We start from the raw sequence: 15,906 nt of genomic DNA on the forward strand, positions 1-15,906 counted from the left end.
AATACGTAACGCTCTAACGATTCGTATTTGATTAAGCTTTTTTCGTATCTACTACTTTAATATCTTCAGCATAAATCTTTTCTGCATAGTCTTTAATGTTTTTCCAGCTATCTTTCGCAATGTTTAAATCTTCTTTAATGAAAACAAGGTCGTTTGGACTAATAGAGTCTACATTTTGAAGTAATGAATTATATTTCGATCCCATTGTATACCATTGGTTTGAAATATTTTGCAACGCTGTAATTGCAGTATCAATCGTATTTGTTAAATACTCAGTTTGTGTTTTAATGTTCGTTAGTCCTGCCACTTCTAATTGGGCAGTTGTAACTTGTCCTGTTATCTTTTGAATTTCTGCTTGTGCATTATCAAGCTCTTTCTTCGCTAATACGATTCCAGCTGTTCCACCACCTACAGCTGCTGTACCACCTGCAATTAATGCGATTCCTAGCGGCGTTCCTGCACCAGTAGCAATAACTACTGCACCACCGATAATTGCAATTGGGCCTAAAGCTGTCGCAACAGATGAACCGATAATAATTGCATTATATTTACTAATTGCTTCATTATACGTTGTAATTTGATTTTGCAGAAGCGGAATTCCAGCATCTTGACTAGCCAAGATAGATGTAATTTGATTTGCATCTCCCTTGAAATTTTGAGTATCCGACGTCATTTTATTTCGGAATTTCTTTAAGTCTTCTACTAACTTATCTACTTGCGCTTTATTTTCAGTAATACTACTTGATAATCTAGTTAGACCTTTCGTAAGAGTTGCTTTATCCTTTGCATCAACCGCAGCAACTAAAGTATCATAATAGTTTTGGAATTTCGTATTGTAATTAATGATATTTTGATTTGTTGAAATAAGCTGTGGCTTCAATACATCTAGCCATTGTTGTGCATTCCCTCTAGCTGTATCTTGATGCTGAATCACTTTACCTTTTAAAGCTGCATCAACTGACGATACATTACCAAAGTTAACATTACCTTGTTTAATAATTGTTAAAGCGTACAGATCCATTACTAAAGCGTTTGAACCTGTTCTTTCCATTGCATCTTTCAGGCCTTCTGGTCCTAATGAATATTCTTCGTAGTCATTATAAGCTTTTGCTACTGCATGAATTGGAGCTTGTTTCACTGTACTTTCAGCTGCATACGTATGGGCCGGCATAATATTCCCTGCTGCAAATACTGCCATAAGTGCTGATAGAGCCATTACTTTATAAGGTTTTTTTGTCATTTTTCTTCTCTCCCTATATCGCTAATTATTTTTCTGTTTAATGTACTTCAACGTTTGTAACGTAATCTTCAAATTGATTTGTTTGCTTATTCATTTCATCACTTACTTTTTTAAGTTGATTGAAATGTTTTTGAAGTAAAATACTGTCTGTATACGTACCTTCTTCAATATTTGTTTGAATTTGGATCATATTATTATTTAAAACTTTCCAATCCGTTAATAACGTTTCTAAAGTTGTAATTTGGCGATCAATTAGTTCTGTAAAGCTACTTACTTGATCTTCAACAAATGTAATTTGAGTCGCCTCTAATTCAGTTTGTGATAACTTCTGAATAAGCGGTAATAACTCTTTTTGCTTTTGTTGAATACGAAGAGCTGCTTCCCTCGTTTGACTATCTGCAGCATTTACAATTTCATTACTTAACGTACCGATAGAAACAAAGTCGATTGTTTTCGTTTGTGCAGTTTGATTTGTGATTGTAAATACTTGTTTACCGATATTAATAGAACCTTTAATAATTTCTTGCGGTCTATTCAAAATAGTAGTTAATTCAGCTTGAATTTCCCCTTGAATTCTTTTAATATCTTCTCTTAATTTCACAATATCTCCACTTGATCCTTGAAGTGTTTTTATTGCCTCATCAGCTTTAATTGATAAGTTGTTACTATCTTTGTCTAATACCGTTTTAAATCGATTTAACTCTAATAAATCTTGCTCCATACTCTCTTGAATGCTTTGGACTTGCAATTGTAATTTTCCATATGCGTTTGTAAAATCTGCTTTTTCCTGTTCATCTTCATTTACTTTTCCTGCTAGTTCATAGAGCTTACTATAATAACTATTAAATCTTGTGCTGTATCTCATCATTTCTTGATTTAAGTCGATTAGCTTCGGATTATATTCATCAATCCACTCTCGTACATTCGTTTTTGCAAATTTTTGATGATTCGTTAAACTACTCATAGCGTTTACCTTAATGTCTGGCTGTTGCAAAATAACTAATCCGTATGCTTGTATAAGTGGTGACTGTGACCCTAACATTCTAATTGAATTGGATAATGTATTTGGAGCAATTACATTTTGCGCATATACTGTTTTCACTTCTGTTTGCCCCTCCTTAGCGTAAGCGCTTACAGGAACGAAGCAACTCGTAGATACTGCTGTAACCAATAACCCTGTAATTAAAGTCTTTTTCACTTTAACTCCTCCTATGTATTAGCAACTATTACTATCGCATTTTATTATTCTATTTTCTTGCAAATGATTTGAGATGGTTAAAAATAGAGAACGTTCTCACCGTGAGTCATGTACGAACCACCTCTCTCAAACTTTATTTCTACAGTACTTACTTATTGTTATAAAACACTTCATAACTTTTCATATGTGCTTAGTATGAATAAAACTGTATAAATTTTCTATTTTATTGCGATTTCCACATTCACACAGTGAATATATTACATGAAAATATTATTCATTTTAAACTAATTAACGTATGAAAGTATGAAATTCCATTTTGTTTTTATTAAAATTTTGTACTGTAAGGTCATTTAAACACAGCTATTCATCTATCGTAAAGAAGTATTTTAATTCCCTTTATTTTCAAGACCTCATGTCCTTATTCCAAAATAAAATCCACTTAACTTCCTCCATTAAAATATCCATATATCACAACAAAAAACACTGTTTACTCATAAGTGATTATATTATATCGATATAACTTTAAGGCCTATATGCAATTATGCATAGCATATACACAAAAAGGATAGCTTCACTTTCGTGAAGCTATCCTTAAAAAATCTTATTACTTTTTCAAATGATATGGAACTGTCGTAATAACAACATTTCTTTTATAGAGTAAATACGCACGAATGAGTAAACTAGACTGATTATGAAGAATGTTATGCCAACCTTTTTTCGGAATAAACTGTGGTATAACGACCGTAACTCGGTAATTTGATTCACTCGCTTTATATTGCACTGTGTCAATAAATTTTGTAAGCGGCTGAATAATGCTTCTATAATGAGAATGTAATGTAACAAGCCTTACTTCAGGTTGCCACTTCTCCCATTTCTCTTCAAATTTCTTTTCCTCTTCTCTGTCAAAAGCAACATATACAGCGATAACTTGATCTGCAGAAAGAGCCTTAGCATAGTTCAGTGAATTTTCTACTACATGAGTCATACCTGCTACAGGAACGACAATTACATTCCCTTCAATCGGAACAAGTGGTTCACAAGTTTTTAAACTTAATTGATCGCCCACTGCATCATAATGCTTCTTAATTCGATGGAACAAGAAGATAATGAAAGGTAAGAAAATAAGGATTGACCAAACTTGTGCGAACTTAGTTAAAAAGAACATGCTCATAACGATAAAACTAATGACTGCACCAATTAAATTAACCGTTAATCTTAAAGCCCATCCTTCAGGCTTTTCACGAAGCCATTTTAGTACCATTCCAGTTTGAGAAAGTGTAAACGGAATAAATACCCCTACTGCATATAGCGGAATCAAGTGTTCTGTTTTCCCCTGAAAAGCTACAATTAAAATAATCGAAGAAATCCCAAGTATAATAATACCGTTTGAATAACCTAGGCGGTCTCCTCTAATCGTAAACATTCTCGGTATGAACTTATCTTTTGCAAGATTAACCGCTAATAGTGGAAATGCAGAATAACCTGTGTTAGCCGCAAGAATTAATATTAAAGCTGTTGTACCTTGTATGAAATAGTACATGAAATTACGTCCAAAAGTTTGTTCAGCAATTTGTGAAACGACTGTTACTTCCTTACTTGGATTAATTCCGTAATAATAAGCTAAAAAGACAATTCCAGAAAATAAAACTGCAAGTAATGCACCCATTGCAAGCAATGTTTTCGCTGCATTGTTAGGTGCAGGATCTTTAAAGTTTGGAATTGCGTTAGATATCGCCTCAACACCCGTTAAAGCAGAGCTTCCTGAAGCAAATGCTCGTAACAGTAAGAACAAACTAATTCCCGCAACTGGTGTTCCAATTGGCGAATGCAGCGTAGGTGAAACGTGACCAGTCAAAATATTATATATTCCTACACCAATTAATATAAATAATGCTACAACGAATAAATAAACCGGATATGCTAAAACGGAAGCTGATTCCGTTACGCCTCTTAAATTTAAGATGGTAATCAATATGACAAATATAATCGCAATGATTACATTATGTGCATGTAAGCTAGGAAAAGCAGATGTGAGCGCATCTGTACCCGCAGATACACTTACTGCAACCGTTAAAATGTAATCAACTAATAAAGATCCTCCTGCTATTAAGCCTGGATTCATCCCTAAATTCTCTTTTGATACAACATATGCTCCGCCGCCATGAGGGTAAGCAAAAATAATTTGTCGATAAGATAAAATAAGAGCTGTCAATAATACTAATACCCCAATAGCAATCGGAATGGAATACCAATAAGCTACTGCTCCAAGACCTGCTAAAGCAATTAAAATTTGCTCTGGTCCATATGCAACCGATGACAATGCGTCAGAAGATAAAATTGCTAGCGCCTTCGTTTTATTAAGCTTTTGCTCTCCTAACTCAGTTGATTTTAACGGCCTTCCAATTAAAAACCTTTTGATAGATGAAACCAACGCTGTCCACTCTCCAATAATTTTGCACGAATTTTTCTGCTAATTACAGCGGATAAACTATTTCTTCAGAAAACAAAAAATGTCTACAAGCCATAATGAAATAGACTTGTAGACATTATTTTTTTTGTCGCACAAGCTCCACCTTCCTTCTCAATATAACGCTTACGAGGTTAGCTGTCGGATTCGGGCCTATGAGTAGCCCTACCTTTTTCAAGGATTCACCCCATTGGATTATGTACTAATCCATAAGAACGGGTCCCCCGCACCATGCGGCTTCAGCGATTTAGAAAATTGAAACTGTGGATTATAATACTCCTTTATTTTCAAAAAGTAAACAAAAATTTTAAAAAAGAAAAAAATTAAAACGATTGCGCATAATCCACCGAAAAATATACATAATGAATACTAAAAATCCACAAAGGAGACCCGTATGTCTAAAGAAAAGAAGCCTATTTTTTCCGATTCCTATTTAGATGCATTAGCAAATGAAATTAATCAGTTGTATGGGAAACGCGAACAAGAAATAAACTTGACAGAAAGAGTTAAAAGAAATAAATAATTTGTCATAAAAAAGAAAGCAATACATGTATATATTGCTTTCTTTTTTATTTTTTCATACATCCAATTCTATTGCAGATTTGTTAAAGACCATTTTTTCATACACTTTTAAATTTTGATATACTGCTCCTAATAATGGTGCTTCTTTAGAAAATTGCTCTGCTAAATCCAGTAAATATCCTTGTAAGTGCTTCGCTTCAATGGACGAACCTTTTTCCATATCACGCTGCATCGATGACTTCATATCATACGAAATTTTATCAATTGTTTTCATATGTTCCTGGGCAATGTTTTCCTTTACCGGAGCTCCTAATGCCCTCATGATTTGCACAGATTCTTCAAATAAGTTTTGGATAAAATCGCGTCCACCTTCGCTTTCGCGAATCGGTCCTATTGGTGCACGCATTAATGTTGTCACACCTGACATTACAGTAATAAATAAATATTTATGCCACATATCTTGCGTAATATTTTCACTTAAAACAAAACTAGATTTCGTACCTGCAAATGCTTTGGAAATATGATTGATTCTCTCTGAATCTTGAGACTTAATTTCTCCAAATACAAGTCTGTTGGCAGCACTCGTTTGTACAATTTCTCCCTGATCGTTTAATGTCGTCTCTATAAAGCATAGACCGCCAATTACTTTTTCTTCACCGAATTCCTTTTGTAATAGTGATAAATGAGCGATACCATTTAACAATGGGATTATTACAGTATTTTTACCTACAAACGGCTTTAAATCTATGGTCGCCTCGTGTAAATGATACGCTTTTGTTGAAAATAAAATCACATCAAATGGAGTCGTTCTATCTTCTTTCGTTACCAATTTCGGTTGAAATGAAAAATCTCCATTAACACTACGAATAACAAGGCCTTTTTCTTCTAATTGCTGTTTTCTTTTGCTGCGAACGAGAAATGTAACATCTTCTCCCTTTTCTACTAATCGGCCACCGAAAAATCCGCCAACGCCCCCAGCTCCTAATACTAAAATACGCATACAACATCCCCCTTTTTCTAACACAATTATACTAATTTTAGTATACATAACATTATACATGTCCCTTGTTAAATAAGCTGAATTTTCATTCTTAATTTAATGAACAAGAGAGGTTATTTTCAAGAAAAATTGGGCATGTTGTTTCTATAGCTTATACGGAAAGGAAACAATGTAAATGGAGGCAATACAAACAATCGAGGAAAAAGATGTAACAACAGCTATATTTCAATTTATATTCCCGTTTTCGTTTAAAACTGGATATGAACAAAATATGTTCCCTTTCTTACAAAAAAATGATTTTCGACCTTTTCGACTCGATCATCTTGAAGATGAAAATACATATTACGGGAAATTTCAAGTTTCACATCAAAATATGGAAGCATACTATCTTTCCTTTACAAATAAAATTCTCTTTCCTCATTCAGAACATCAAAAAGGATTACAGCGCTATTCTAAAGACCTTAATTTAAATGGACATTTAACAACTAACCTTATTTCCGTTCCATTCAAGATACATTCTATTGATGTAACACTTTGTCCTTATGAGCTTGGGTTCTTAACAATTCGGACAGAAATAAAAACCGCTCCTAACATGACATTATCAGAAGCAATTGAATTCGCGGCTCGCTTCCGTGTACTTGAAACTAAAAGTGATACGACTGAGACTATTTGTATTGAATGTGATGGAAAAAAATATTCACAAGTAGAAAAACTTATATTCGGTGATTTATTTCATGGTTTAACAGACTTCTTCGAGAACAAGAGATTGCGGAGTTCTTATTTTCAAACATTCCCTTTCTTTGAAGACCAGCGAATGTATGTACAAACTCTATTATCCATAAACAAAGAGTCAGACCTTCATATAATCGATGTATATCGAACTTCCAGTCTTTCCGGATTATCAGATGATGGTAAGCCATATATTAGTGCAAATAATGTTCCTTATATTCACGATTATTTAACAAAACATTCTTATCAAAGATGGGCTCCTAACCGTTACTTTATTATGGAAGAACATATTTTCACATGTATTACAAATGAAGGTGAACAAGCAGTCACTAAACTTGCTAGTCAAATGTACGGGGAGTTTTATTACGCTTTATTATTAAATTTATTTCATAAAGTTGTTTTATTAAAGATGGCAAACGCTTATGCTGAACTAAATATTGAACAAGATACAAATGAGATAGAGAAATTAATTTATTCAATAAATTCGTTTACAGCTAATTATTTTTCTTTAGAATTAGTATCCCAATCACAAAGTGAAGATATTTTCTTTCGTCTAAGAAAACTTTTTAACATTGAAGTACTGTACACGAACGCGAAACAAAATCTCGATAGTTTATTTAAATATCAAGAAAATGTTGCTTCAAAAAAAGATAGCCTCTTATTATTAATTTTAACGCTCTATTCTGTTGTAGGCCAAATGTTAGGGTTTACTATGATTGACCTTTTAAGAAACACCGATTCAAACAAAATATCATCGCCTTTTGAATTTTTTGCTCTATTAATAGCGATTAGTGGCATAGTCATTTCACTTATTTTAGGTATACAAAGTTTATACCAATGGAGTGTACAACATAAACGAAGAAAAGCATGGGTAAAACAAACTGTATTATCTGCTGTGAAAGAGAAGGATAGTACAAAGTAACTAAAAAACAGATGGCAGCACGATGCTACCATCTGTTTTCTATTATGCTTACTTACCTGCTTCGATTTTTTCTAATGTAGCAGCTACTTGCTCTTCTGTTAATTCGTGTTGCACGATGTAACGGTTACGTGGGTGTACACGACATTCATGAGAACATGCACGTAAATGTTTTGCTTCACTTTCTTCAGAGCATAAAATTTTCTTGTTACATTCAGGGTTTGCACAGTTTACATAGCGCTCACAAGGTTCACCTGTAAAGTGATCTTTACCAACGATAACATGTTCTTTTTGGTTTACTGGTACAGCGATACGCTCATCAAATACGTAACATTGACCATCCCAAAGTTCACCTTGTACTTCTGGATCTTTTCCGTACGTTACAATTCCGCCATGAAGCTGGCTTACATCTTCATAACCTTCACGAACTAACCAACCTGAGAATTTCTCACAACGAATTCCACCTGTACAGTACGTTAAAATCTTTTTACCCTCAAGTGTTTCTTTATTTTCTCTAATCCAATCTGGTAATTCACGGAATGATTCAATATCTGGTTTAATCGCACCTTTGAAGTGTCCTAAATCAAATTCATAATCATTTCGTGCATCAATAATAACTGTATCTTCTTGTTTCATTGCCTCATAAAAATCTTTTGGTTCTAAATACTTCCCAGTAATTTCTTTCGGGTTAATGTCGTCTTCTAGACGAAGTGTAACTAACTCTGAACGAGGACGTACGTGCATTTTCTTGAATGCATGTTCATCTGCCTCATCAATTTTAAATACGATTCCAGCAAAACGTGGATCATTATTCATCGCTTCCACGTATTTTTTTGTTTGTTCAACAGTTCCAGAACAAGTTCCGTTAATTCCTTCTGTCGCTACAAGAATTCTTCCTTTTAACTCAAGTGATTTACAAAATTCTAAATGCTGTTCAGCAAATTCTTCTGGGTTTTCAATTGTTGTGTACATGTAATACAGTAATACTCTATATGGTTTTGTAGTTGCCAATGTATTTCTACCACCTATCTAAATTTTAAAATCATGTATAAGTTAACGTTCATATCAAAACATATATAATAAGAAAATACATACTAAATTGTACTTAGCCTATTTTCTTCTATTTACAATTTTTTCTATAAGTTAACAGAAATAAAAACAAGATTACAGAACAAAACACTACGGTTAGGTTGTAATCCCAATATATTATATATCATACAATTTCATTTCCATCAATTAATATGATGTAATATAGGCTGTATGTTCACATAAATTTCAAAAACAGCCCTATAATTTATTATCTTCTCCCTTATTCATCAACCATAAACTCCCAAAATATTTTTGCATCGTCACACCATTCATTGCACACAGTCATATAATTTGCATTAAGGAAACTTTTATGTTCAAATGAAATTGCCACATCATATATCTAAACGTATTGAAATAATGAGTAAGAATAAAGTGAAACTTTAATCAAGTTAAGATTTCAAAGGGGAATACTACTATGAATAAAGATATAACAAAAGATAAACAAGTCCCTTCTCAAAGTACAACAGTTCAATCAGCCCATTTAGCGTTAAGTGGACAAACAAAAGGCTTTAAAAGACTGTTACCATTCTTAGGACCTGCTTTTATCGCATCAGTTGCTTATATTGATCCTGGGAACTTCGCTACAAATATCGCAGCTGGATCACAATATGGGTATTTATTGCTTTGGGTAATACTCGCTTCTAATTTAATGGCTGTATTAATTCAAACTTTATCAGCTAAATTAGGAATCGCTACTGGGAGAAATCTTCCTGAAGTAGCTCGCGAAAACTTCCCCAAACCAGTTTCCATCGGTTTATGGATACAAGGGGAACTCGTTATTATGGCTACAGATTTAGCTGAATTTATCGGGGCAGCACTTGGCTTATACTTACTATTTGGAATTCCGATGTTACCAGCTGCTTTAATTACAGCAGTTGGATCATTTATTATTCTTGAATTTCAACGCAGAGGCTTTCGTCCATTAGAAGCTATCATAACAGGTATGATTTTTATCGTTGTTATCGCTTTTGGTATCCAGGTCTTTTACGCAAAACCGGAATTAAGCCCTCTACTCTCAGGACTTTTCACTCCAAAATTCCAAGGTGTAGATAGCATCCTTTTAGCAGCTGGAATTTTAGGTGCGACAGTAATGCCGCACGCGATATATTTACATTCGGCCTTAACGCAGCGCCGTGTAGTCGGAACAAATGATGAACAAAAGAAAAAGATTTTCCGCTTCGAATTCATCGATATTATTATTGCAATGGTTATCGCTGGAGCAATTAATGCAAGTATGTTAATTGTAGCAGCTGCACTATTCTTTAAAAACGGCTTGCACGTTGAAGACCTTGATGTTGCTTTTAACCAGTTCAGTAATTTAGTCGGTCCTGTATCGGCTGCATTATTTGGAATTGGACTTTTATCAGCAGGTTTATCTAGTTCTTCTGTTGGTACGATGTCTGGTGATATTATTATGCAAGGATTCATTCGAATGCATATTCCGTTATACTTACGCCGATTTATAACAATGATTCCGCCTCTCGTTATTATCGCTTTAGGTGTAAATCCAACTTACGCTCTCGTTATGAGTCAAGTTGTCTTATCTTTCGGTATTGCCTTTGCATTAGTACCACTTATTATGTTTACAAGTAATAAGAAGATTATGGGCGCACTCGTCAACCATCGCATTACAACATTTATCGCGTGGTTAATCGCTGCACTTATTATCGTTTTAAATATTTTCTTACTGTATCAAACATTTGTAGGTTAATAAAAAAGGGTATTCCAAATTTGATTTGGAATACCCTTTTTGTATGAAATGATTTCCTTCTACTTACCACTTATGTATGTCCCTCTTTCTGGCATTATCGCACCTTTTTCAGTTCGAAAATAAAGTGGCAAGCCTTCCGTGAAAAACATACTCACCTTGGATGGATCCTGCCTTTGATGATGGATATGTAAATGTGGTTCACTTGAACTTCCTGAGTTACCGACTTGGGCAAGAAACAAAAATACCCCCGATTCATCTAGTCGTAAATCAATATGATTAACAGCCATAGATTCAAAATCATCCTTCCCCCTTGAATAATCTTTATTTTCAGATTAGATTATATAATAACAACACATTCTAGTTTCAGAAGAAATGGAGTGAAAATATGTTTCCTATATTAAAAACCAACCGACTCATTTTACGAGAACTTACCGAAGAAGATGCACCGAGTATACTACAATGCTTTTCTAATACTGATGTCCTGCGCCATTATGGCCAAAAACCATTGCAAAATTTGGATCAAGTAAAACAAATCCTTAATAATTTTAAGTTGGGTTACAACGCAAGAAGCGGCATTAAATGGGGAATCGAATTAAAAGACAAGAAAGGTCTCATTGGAACAATTGGTTTTCATGATTGGTCTTCCGAACATAAACGAGCAAATATAAGTTATGCCTTTTTCCCTGAACACTGGGGAAATGGATATGCGACTGAAGCAGTTTCTGAAATTATATCTTATGGCTTCCATTCGCTTCATTTAAAACGTATCGGGGCAATTGTATTTCTTGAAAACGAAGCTTCAAATAAAGTGCTATTAAAATTAGGATTTGAAAAAGAAGGGATTCTAAAAAACTATATGTATCAAGATGATATCCCATATGATACGAATTTTTATTCTTTATTAAAATCGGTTTAATAGATATAATTCCAAAAAAAGAAACCTCACTTTTAAAAGTAAGGTTTCTTTTTTGATTAATAGTTTTACTTATTATCGATATAAGTATTCCTATAAGTATAAACGCCACCAAATTGATGCTTTTCAATTCCTTTTACATAATCCTTTTGTACATAAGCGGAACCAATATGATAAAGCGGTGCTACCGCAGCATCCTCTAATATGACCTGCTCAGCTCCTCGCAACGCTTCCCATCTTTTCTTTTGATCTAGTATAAGATCATTTTTAGCTTTTTTTATTAGCTCATCGTAATGAGGATTAGAATAATTCATTTTATTATTTGGATTACTTGTCGTAAATAGCTCTAAATAACTAATTGGATCTTTATAATCTGGTCCCCAATTTACCATAGATATATCGTACTCACCTGTTTGTTCTAATTGTAACTTTTGCTTAAATGGCTGTTGTTTAATTTGTATCGTGAGTCCTTGCAAATTCTTCTCTAAGTCACCTTTTATATATTCCGCCATACGTTTTGCGTTATCTTGTTCAAACGTTAAAAACTCGAGTTTTATTTGTTCTACTCCAAGTTCTTTTTTCGCTTCTTCCCAAATCTTTTTCGCTTTTTGTAAGTCGTATGGAGAAATATCTCCGTTTTCTTTTCTAAAATCTTTGCCAGTCGCTTCATTTATATGACCAACTGGTACAAGTCCACTTGCAGGTTTTGCCCCGTTATTAATAAAGTGAGCTACAAAATCTTCTTTATTTAACGCTAATGAGATAGACTGACGCACTTTTTTATTTGCTAACGCATTATTTTTTTCATTAAAACGGAGCATTGCAATTCCAGGATCGCTCGACATATGCAATTGCTTATTCCCTTTATACTTGTCTACAAATTGAGAATTAATTGGTACTCGATCCAAATCGCCAGCTTCATATAAATTTACTGCTGTCATTGTATCCTTCACAATTTGAAAGTTTATTTCTTCTAATTTCACTTTCTTTTTATCCCAATATGTATCATTTTTCTTTAATTGAAATTCTTGTTCATGCTTCCACTTCTCTAATACAAATGGACCGTTATATATGAGATTACTAGGTTCCAATGCATAATTCTTTCCTTGTTCTTTTAAAAATGATTCGTGCTGTGGTAAGTAAATAGGTAGTGCTAACAACTGTAAAAAATACGGAATTGGCTGTTCTAGTTCCACTTCTAACTTATAATCATTTATAACTTTAACCCCAAGTTCATCAAGAGGCTTTGTTCCCTTATTTATCTCTTTCGCATTTTTCACGTAAAAGAGCATATACGCATATTGAGACGCTGTTTCATGACTTACCGCCCGTCTCCACGCAAACATAAAATCATTTGCTGTCACACTGTCTCCATTTGACCATTTTGCATCTTTACGCAAATCAAATGTATATTTTTTACCATCTTCACTTCTTTTAAACGATTTTGCTACTGCTGGAATAGGCTGATCTTGATCATCTAATACATACAATCCTTCAAATATGTTTTGCATTACGTGTGCTGACGTACCATCCATCGTTTTTGTAGTATCAAGAGAAGGAATTTCTTCTGATACTGTTACATTTAATACTTGTTTTTTTGCCTCTGTTTCACTTTTATTCGCTTTATTATTACAAGCTGTTAATAATAAAGATGTAACAAGTGCCATTACCATTAAATGGCTCTTTTTTCGCTTCATGAGTTGTTCTCCTTAAGTATAAAATATTATAAAGCGTTATATATTATAGCAGAAATACTAACAGAAAGATGCGACATTCTTTTGAATATTTATTCGTTCAAGAAAAAAGCTATCCTTTTAAAAAAGGATAGCTTTCTCAACTGATATATAATTACCTATCTTTGTAAACCTCGTTTATAACGACTTGCTTCAAATATAATACGCTCTTCATCTAATGTTTTACATTCACCATTCCAAACGACACGTTTACCATTAATAATTACATCGCTTATATCTTTTCCACTAGCTGCATACACAAGATGTGATAACACTTCATCTGCTGGTTGTAAATGCGGCTTATTAGATGGGTCAATCGTAATAAAATCAGCACGCTTTCCAACCTCAAGTGAGCCCGTTTGTTTCATCCCGATTACTTCAGCAGCTCCTTTAGTCGCAAGTGTAAGAGCTGTTTCAACTGGTAACGCTGTTGCATCTTGATGAATACCTTTTTGTAATAATGTTGCAATGCGCATTTCTTCAAACATATCTAAATTGTTGTTAGACGCCACACTATCTGTTGCAATTCCTACTTTTATTCCTGCTTCTAGCATCGCTTTTACATTCGCTATACCAGAACCTAGTTTTAAATTACTATTTGGGTTATGAGCTACTCGAACATCATGTTCTGCTAAAAATGCACGCTCATTTTCATTTAATACTACACCGTGCGCAATAACTGTTGGGCGTTTAAACAATCCGCAACTTGCTGCATATTCTACTGGACGCTTCCCATACTGTGCTTCAATATCACGTACTTCACGCTCTGTTTCAGAAAGATGAATATGAACCATCGTTTGATTTTCTACTGCAATACGAGCACACTCTTCTAACAGTTCTGTGGAACATGTATATGGACTATGCGGTGCAACCATCGTAGTTAACATACCACTTTCGTTATAGTAACGCTTCACATATTTCTCAGCTTCTTCAATTGCTTTCTTTTCATCGTCTTTCGTTCCGAAGCTAAATAAAGTTCTTGAAACAGCAGCACGCATTCCACTCCTTGATACCGTTTCCATAATTGCATCTTGGTCTACTCCAATAGGATTAAACATATCAGAGAATGATGTTGTACCACTTTTCACCATTTCAAGTAATCCTAATTCCGTGCTAGCGACCGCAAGCTCTGGCGTAAACTGACTTTCAAGTGGCCAAATTCTCGTCTCAAGCCATGGCTGCAATAACATATCATCTCCGATACCTCTCAAAAGGCTCATAACAACATGTGTATGTGTATTGACAAGCCCTGGTAAAACCCACTTTCCTTTCATGTCAATTACTTCATCTACTTCAAAATCGTTAGCGAATTCTCCGCTATTTACATCTATAATTTGATCATTTTCTACAATGATATATCCATTTTCTATCACTTCATTTTGTTCATTCATCGTTGCAATTGTAGCGTTTACATAAGTTGTTTTCAAAAGTATTTCCCCTTTCAACTCTATGAAGTTCCCTTTAATTAGTTACCACCATTATAGTAACTTATTGAAGATTAAGAGTCAAAAGATAATTTTAATTTTTTCGTTGTCTTTTCCTTCAAAATGCTATATTGTTTTTCATTTGTATCTGCAAATGCTTCTTCACGGCTCGACTTCATGTCCATATAGTTTAATGTTTCATGAAATTGGGTCCTAGTAAAATCATACCTTTTCCCATCTACTTTATTGTAGAAATGCCATACTTCACCTATCTTCGTCTTTATTATCTCTCCCCCGCACAATTCTTGGACAATAAGGGCCGTTACACCACATTGTCCCTTTGCTGGGATTTCGCTCGTCCACTTAGAACTCGTTTCTATTGACCAAGATTTTCTTAATGCTTCATATAGTTGTTTAATCTTTATGCTATCCATATTCAGCATCTCCTGACATTAGCAATTTCACACATCATATTATAAAAGCGGTAAAAGGCAATTTTTAAAAATCATTACTATTTGTAACACCGTTCAATATATTGAACGGTGTTACAAATGATTTAATTCACCTTTGCTCCATAACATCTCGCAACTGCAACCGCCTGCGCTATATCTAATTTCACGTTTTTTAAATCAAAAGCTTTAAAATCAACTCTATCAACTACAGCTCCTCTTAAATCCGCCCCACTAAGTTTCACCTTACCTAATTGTGCGCCCGTTAAATCCGCTTCACGCAAATCTGCTTTTTCTAAATTACATTCATATAGGTCAGCTTCAATTAAACGAATACCGATACGATAAACTTAACTAAATCTATACAATTCAATCAAATTTACACAAGTTAGTGCTTCAAAGTGTTCTCGCAACCCCGAAGGGACGAGGGGTATAACACTCCACACGAGGCAGTATCGTTACCTCCTATTATCAAGCATTTATTTTACCCATCTTGATAAATTTATCGCAGC

Annotated in this window: 12 protein-coding genes, 2 pseudogenes and 1 riboswitch; of the genes and pseudogenes, 4 read left to right on the top strand and 10 right to left on the bottom strand. The window is 34.1% G+C overall.

Annotation, left to right across the window (positions count from 1 at the left end; genetic code table 11):
* Nucleotides 1-31: 31 nt before the first annotated feature.
* The 3 genes from nheB to MR066_RS14615 form a co-directional block, all read right to left on the bottom strand.
* Nucleotides 32-1,240: a non-hemolytic enterotoxin NHE subunit B gene (gene nheB, locus MR066_RS14605; protein ID WP_242247552.1), complete on the bottom strand. Its 1,209-nt coding sequence runs from the start codon at nucleotides 1,238-1,240 to the stop codon at nucleotides 32-34.
* A 37-nt stretch (nucleotides 1,241-1,277) separates the two neighbouring features.
* A complete protein-coding gene (nheA, locus tag MR066_RS14610) occupies nucleotides 1,278-2,438 on the bottom strand; it encodes a non-hemolytic enterotoxin NHE subunit A (protein ID WP_242247553.1) in 1,161 nt (386 codons plus the stop codon).
* 604 nt (nucleotides 2,439-3,042) lie between these two features.
* Entirely contained in the window at nucleotides 3,043-4,869 is a 1,827-nt protein-coding gene (locus MR066_RS14615) for an APC family permease (protein ID WP_016103145.1), read from the bottom strand.
* A 144-nt stretch (nucleotides 4,870-5,013) separates the two neighbouring features.
* Nucleotides 5,014-5,160, bottom strand: a riboswitch (cyclic di-AMP (ydaO/yuaA leader).
* A 139-nt stretch (nucleotides 5,161-5,299) separates the two neighbouring features.
* Here MR066_RS14615 and MR066_RS27205 point away from each other — a divergent pair.
* Nucleotides 5,300-5,428: a hypothetical protein gene (locus MR066_RS27205; RefSeq protein ID WP_000031870.1), complete on the top strand. Its 129-nt coding sequence runs from the start codon at nucleotides 5,300-5,302 to the stop codon at nucleotides 5,426-5,428.
* 54 nt (nucleotides 5,429-5,482) lie between these two features.
* Here the strand turns inward: MR066_RS27205 and panE are convergent, their stop codons facing one another.
* Complete coding sequence (panE, locus tag MR066_RS14620; protein WP_242247554.1) at nucleotides 5,483-6,427, bottom strand: 2-dehydropantoate 2-reductase; 945 nt, start codon at nucleotides 6,425-6,427, stop codon at nucleotides 5,483-5,485.
* A gap of 175 nt (nucleotides 6,428-6,602) precedes the next feature.
* Here panE and MR066_RS14625 point away from each other — a divergent pair, with 175 nt between their 5' ends.
* Entirely contained in the window at nucleotides 6,603-8,078 is a 1,476-nt protein-coding gene (locus MR066_RS14625; RefSeq protein WP_016103142.1) for a hypothetical protein, read from the top strand.
* Nucleotides 8,079-8,126: 48 nt separating this feature from the next.
* On the opposite strand, the gene trhO is transcribed toward MR066_RS14625, so the two are convergent.
* A complete protein-coding gene (gene trhO, locus MR066_RS14630; protein WP_242247555.1) occupies nucleotides 8,127-9,086 on the bottom strand; it encodes an oxygen-dependent tRNA uridine(34) hydroxylase TrhO in 960 nt (319 codons plus the stop codon).
* A gap of 493 nt (nucleotides 9,087-9,579) precedes the next feature.
* On the opposite strand from trhO, the gene MR066_RS14635 reads away from it, so the two are divergent.
* Entirely contained in the window at nucleotides 9,580-10,875 is a 1,296-nt protein-coding gene (locus tag MR066_RS14635; RefSeq protein WP_242247556.1) for an Nramp family divalent metal transporter, read from the top strand.
* A gap of 59 nt (nucleotides 10,876-10,934) precedes the next feature.
* On the opposite strand, the pseudogene MR066_RS14640 reads toward MR066_RS14635, so the two are convergent.
* Nucleotides 10,935-11,207, bottom strand: a pseudogene (locus MR066_RS14640) (M23 family peptidase); the annotation flags it as partial.
* A gap of 53 nt (nucleotides 11,208-11,260) precedes the next feature.
* On the opposite strand from MR066_RS14640, the gene MR066_RS14645 reads away from it, so the two are divergent.
* Complete coding sequence (locus MR066_RS14645; protein ID WP_242247557.1) at nucleotides 11,261-11,791, top strand: GNAT family N-acetyltransferase; 531 nt, start codon at nucleotides 11,261-11,263, stop codon at nucleotides 11,789-11,791.
* Nucleotides 11,792-11,856: 65 nt separating this feature from the next.
* Here the strand turns inward: MR066_RS14645 and MR066_RS14650 are convergent, their stop codons facing one another.
* From MR066_RS14650 to MR066_RS14665, 4 genes and pseudogenes are all read right to left on the bottom strand, one after another.
* On the bottom strand, nucleotides 11,857-13,485 hold the full coding sequence (locus MR066_RS14650; RefSeq protein ID WP_242247558.1) for a peptide ABC transporter substrate-binding protein: 1,629 nt from the start codon (nucleotides 13,483-13,485) through the stop codon (nucleotides 11,857-11,859).
* A 155-nt stretch (nucleotides 13,486-13,640) separates the two neighbouring features.
* The gene (locus MR066_RS14655; protein ID WP_016104513.1) at nucleotides 13,641-14,966 is read right to left on the bottom strand and encodes a bifunctional S-methyl-5'-thioadenosine deaminase/S-adenosylhomocysteine deaminase; all 1,326 of its coding nucleotides are present in this window, start codon (nucleotides 14,964-14,966) and stop codon (nucleotides 13,641-13,643) included.
* A 53-nt stretch (nucleotides 14,967-15,019) separates the two neighbouring features.
* Entirely contained in the window at nucleotides 15,020-15,379 is a 360-nt protein-coding gene (locus MR066_RS14660; protein WP_242247559.1) for a YunG family protein, read from the bottom strand.
* Nucleotides 15,380-15,501: 122 nt separating this feature from the next.
* Nucleotides 15,502-15,732: pseudogene (locus MR066_RS14665) on the bottom strand (pentapeptide repeat-containing protein); the annotation flags it as partial.
* Nucleotides 15,733-15,906: the final 174 nt, after the last annotated feature.

The organism is Bacillus cereus group sp. BfR-BA-01523 (genome assembly GCF_022662615.1).
Taxonomy (GTDB): Bacteria; Bacillota; Bacilli; order Bacillales; family Bacillaceae_G; genus Bacillus_A; species Bacillus_A mycoides.

What these genes read in the sequence shown, in the direction of transcription:
- MR066_RS14625 (WP_016103142.1), top strand. Translation starts at nt 6,603, where the DNA reads ATGGAGGCAATACAAACAATCGAGGAAAAAGATGTAACAACAGCTATA.
- MR066_RS14635 (WP_242247556.1), top strand. Translation starts at nt 9,580, where the DNA reads ATGAATAAAGATATAACAAAAGATAAACAAGTCCCTTCTCAAAGTACA.
- MR066_RS14645 (WP_242247557.1), top strand. Translation starts at nt 11,261, where the DNA reads ATGTTTCCTATATTAAAAACCAACCGACTCATTTTACGAGAACTTACC.
- nheB (WP_242247552.1), bottom strand. Translation starts at nt 1,240, where the DNA reads ATGACAAAAAAACCTTATAAAGTAATGGCTCTATCAGCACTTATGGCA.
- MR066_RS27205 (WP_000031870.1), top strand. Translation starts at nt 5,300, where the DNA reads ATGTCTAAAGAAAAGAAGCCTATTTTTTCCGATTCCTATTTAGATGCA.
- MR066_RS14660 (WP_242247559.1), bottom strand. Translation starts at nt 15,379, where the DNA reads ATGGATAGCATAAAGATTAAACAACTATATGAAGCATTAAGAAAATCT.
- MR066_RS14650 (WP_242247558.1), bottom strand. Translation starts at nt 13,485, where the DNA reads ATGAAGCGAAAAAAGAGCCATTTAATGGTAATGGCACTTGTTACATCT.
- panE (WP_242247554.1), bottom strand. Translation starts at nt 6,427, where the DNA reads ATGCGTATTTTAGTATTAGGAGCTGGGGGCGTTGGCGGATTTTTCGGT.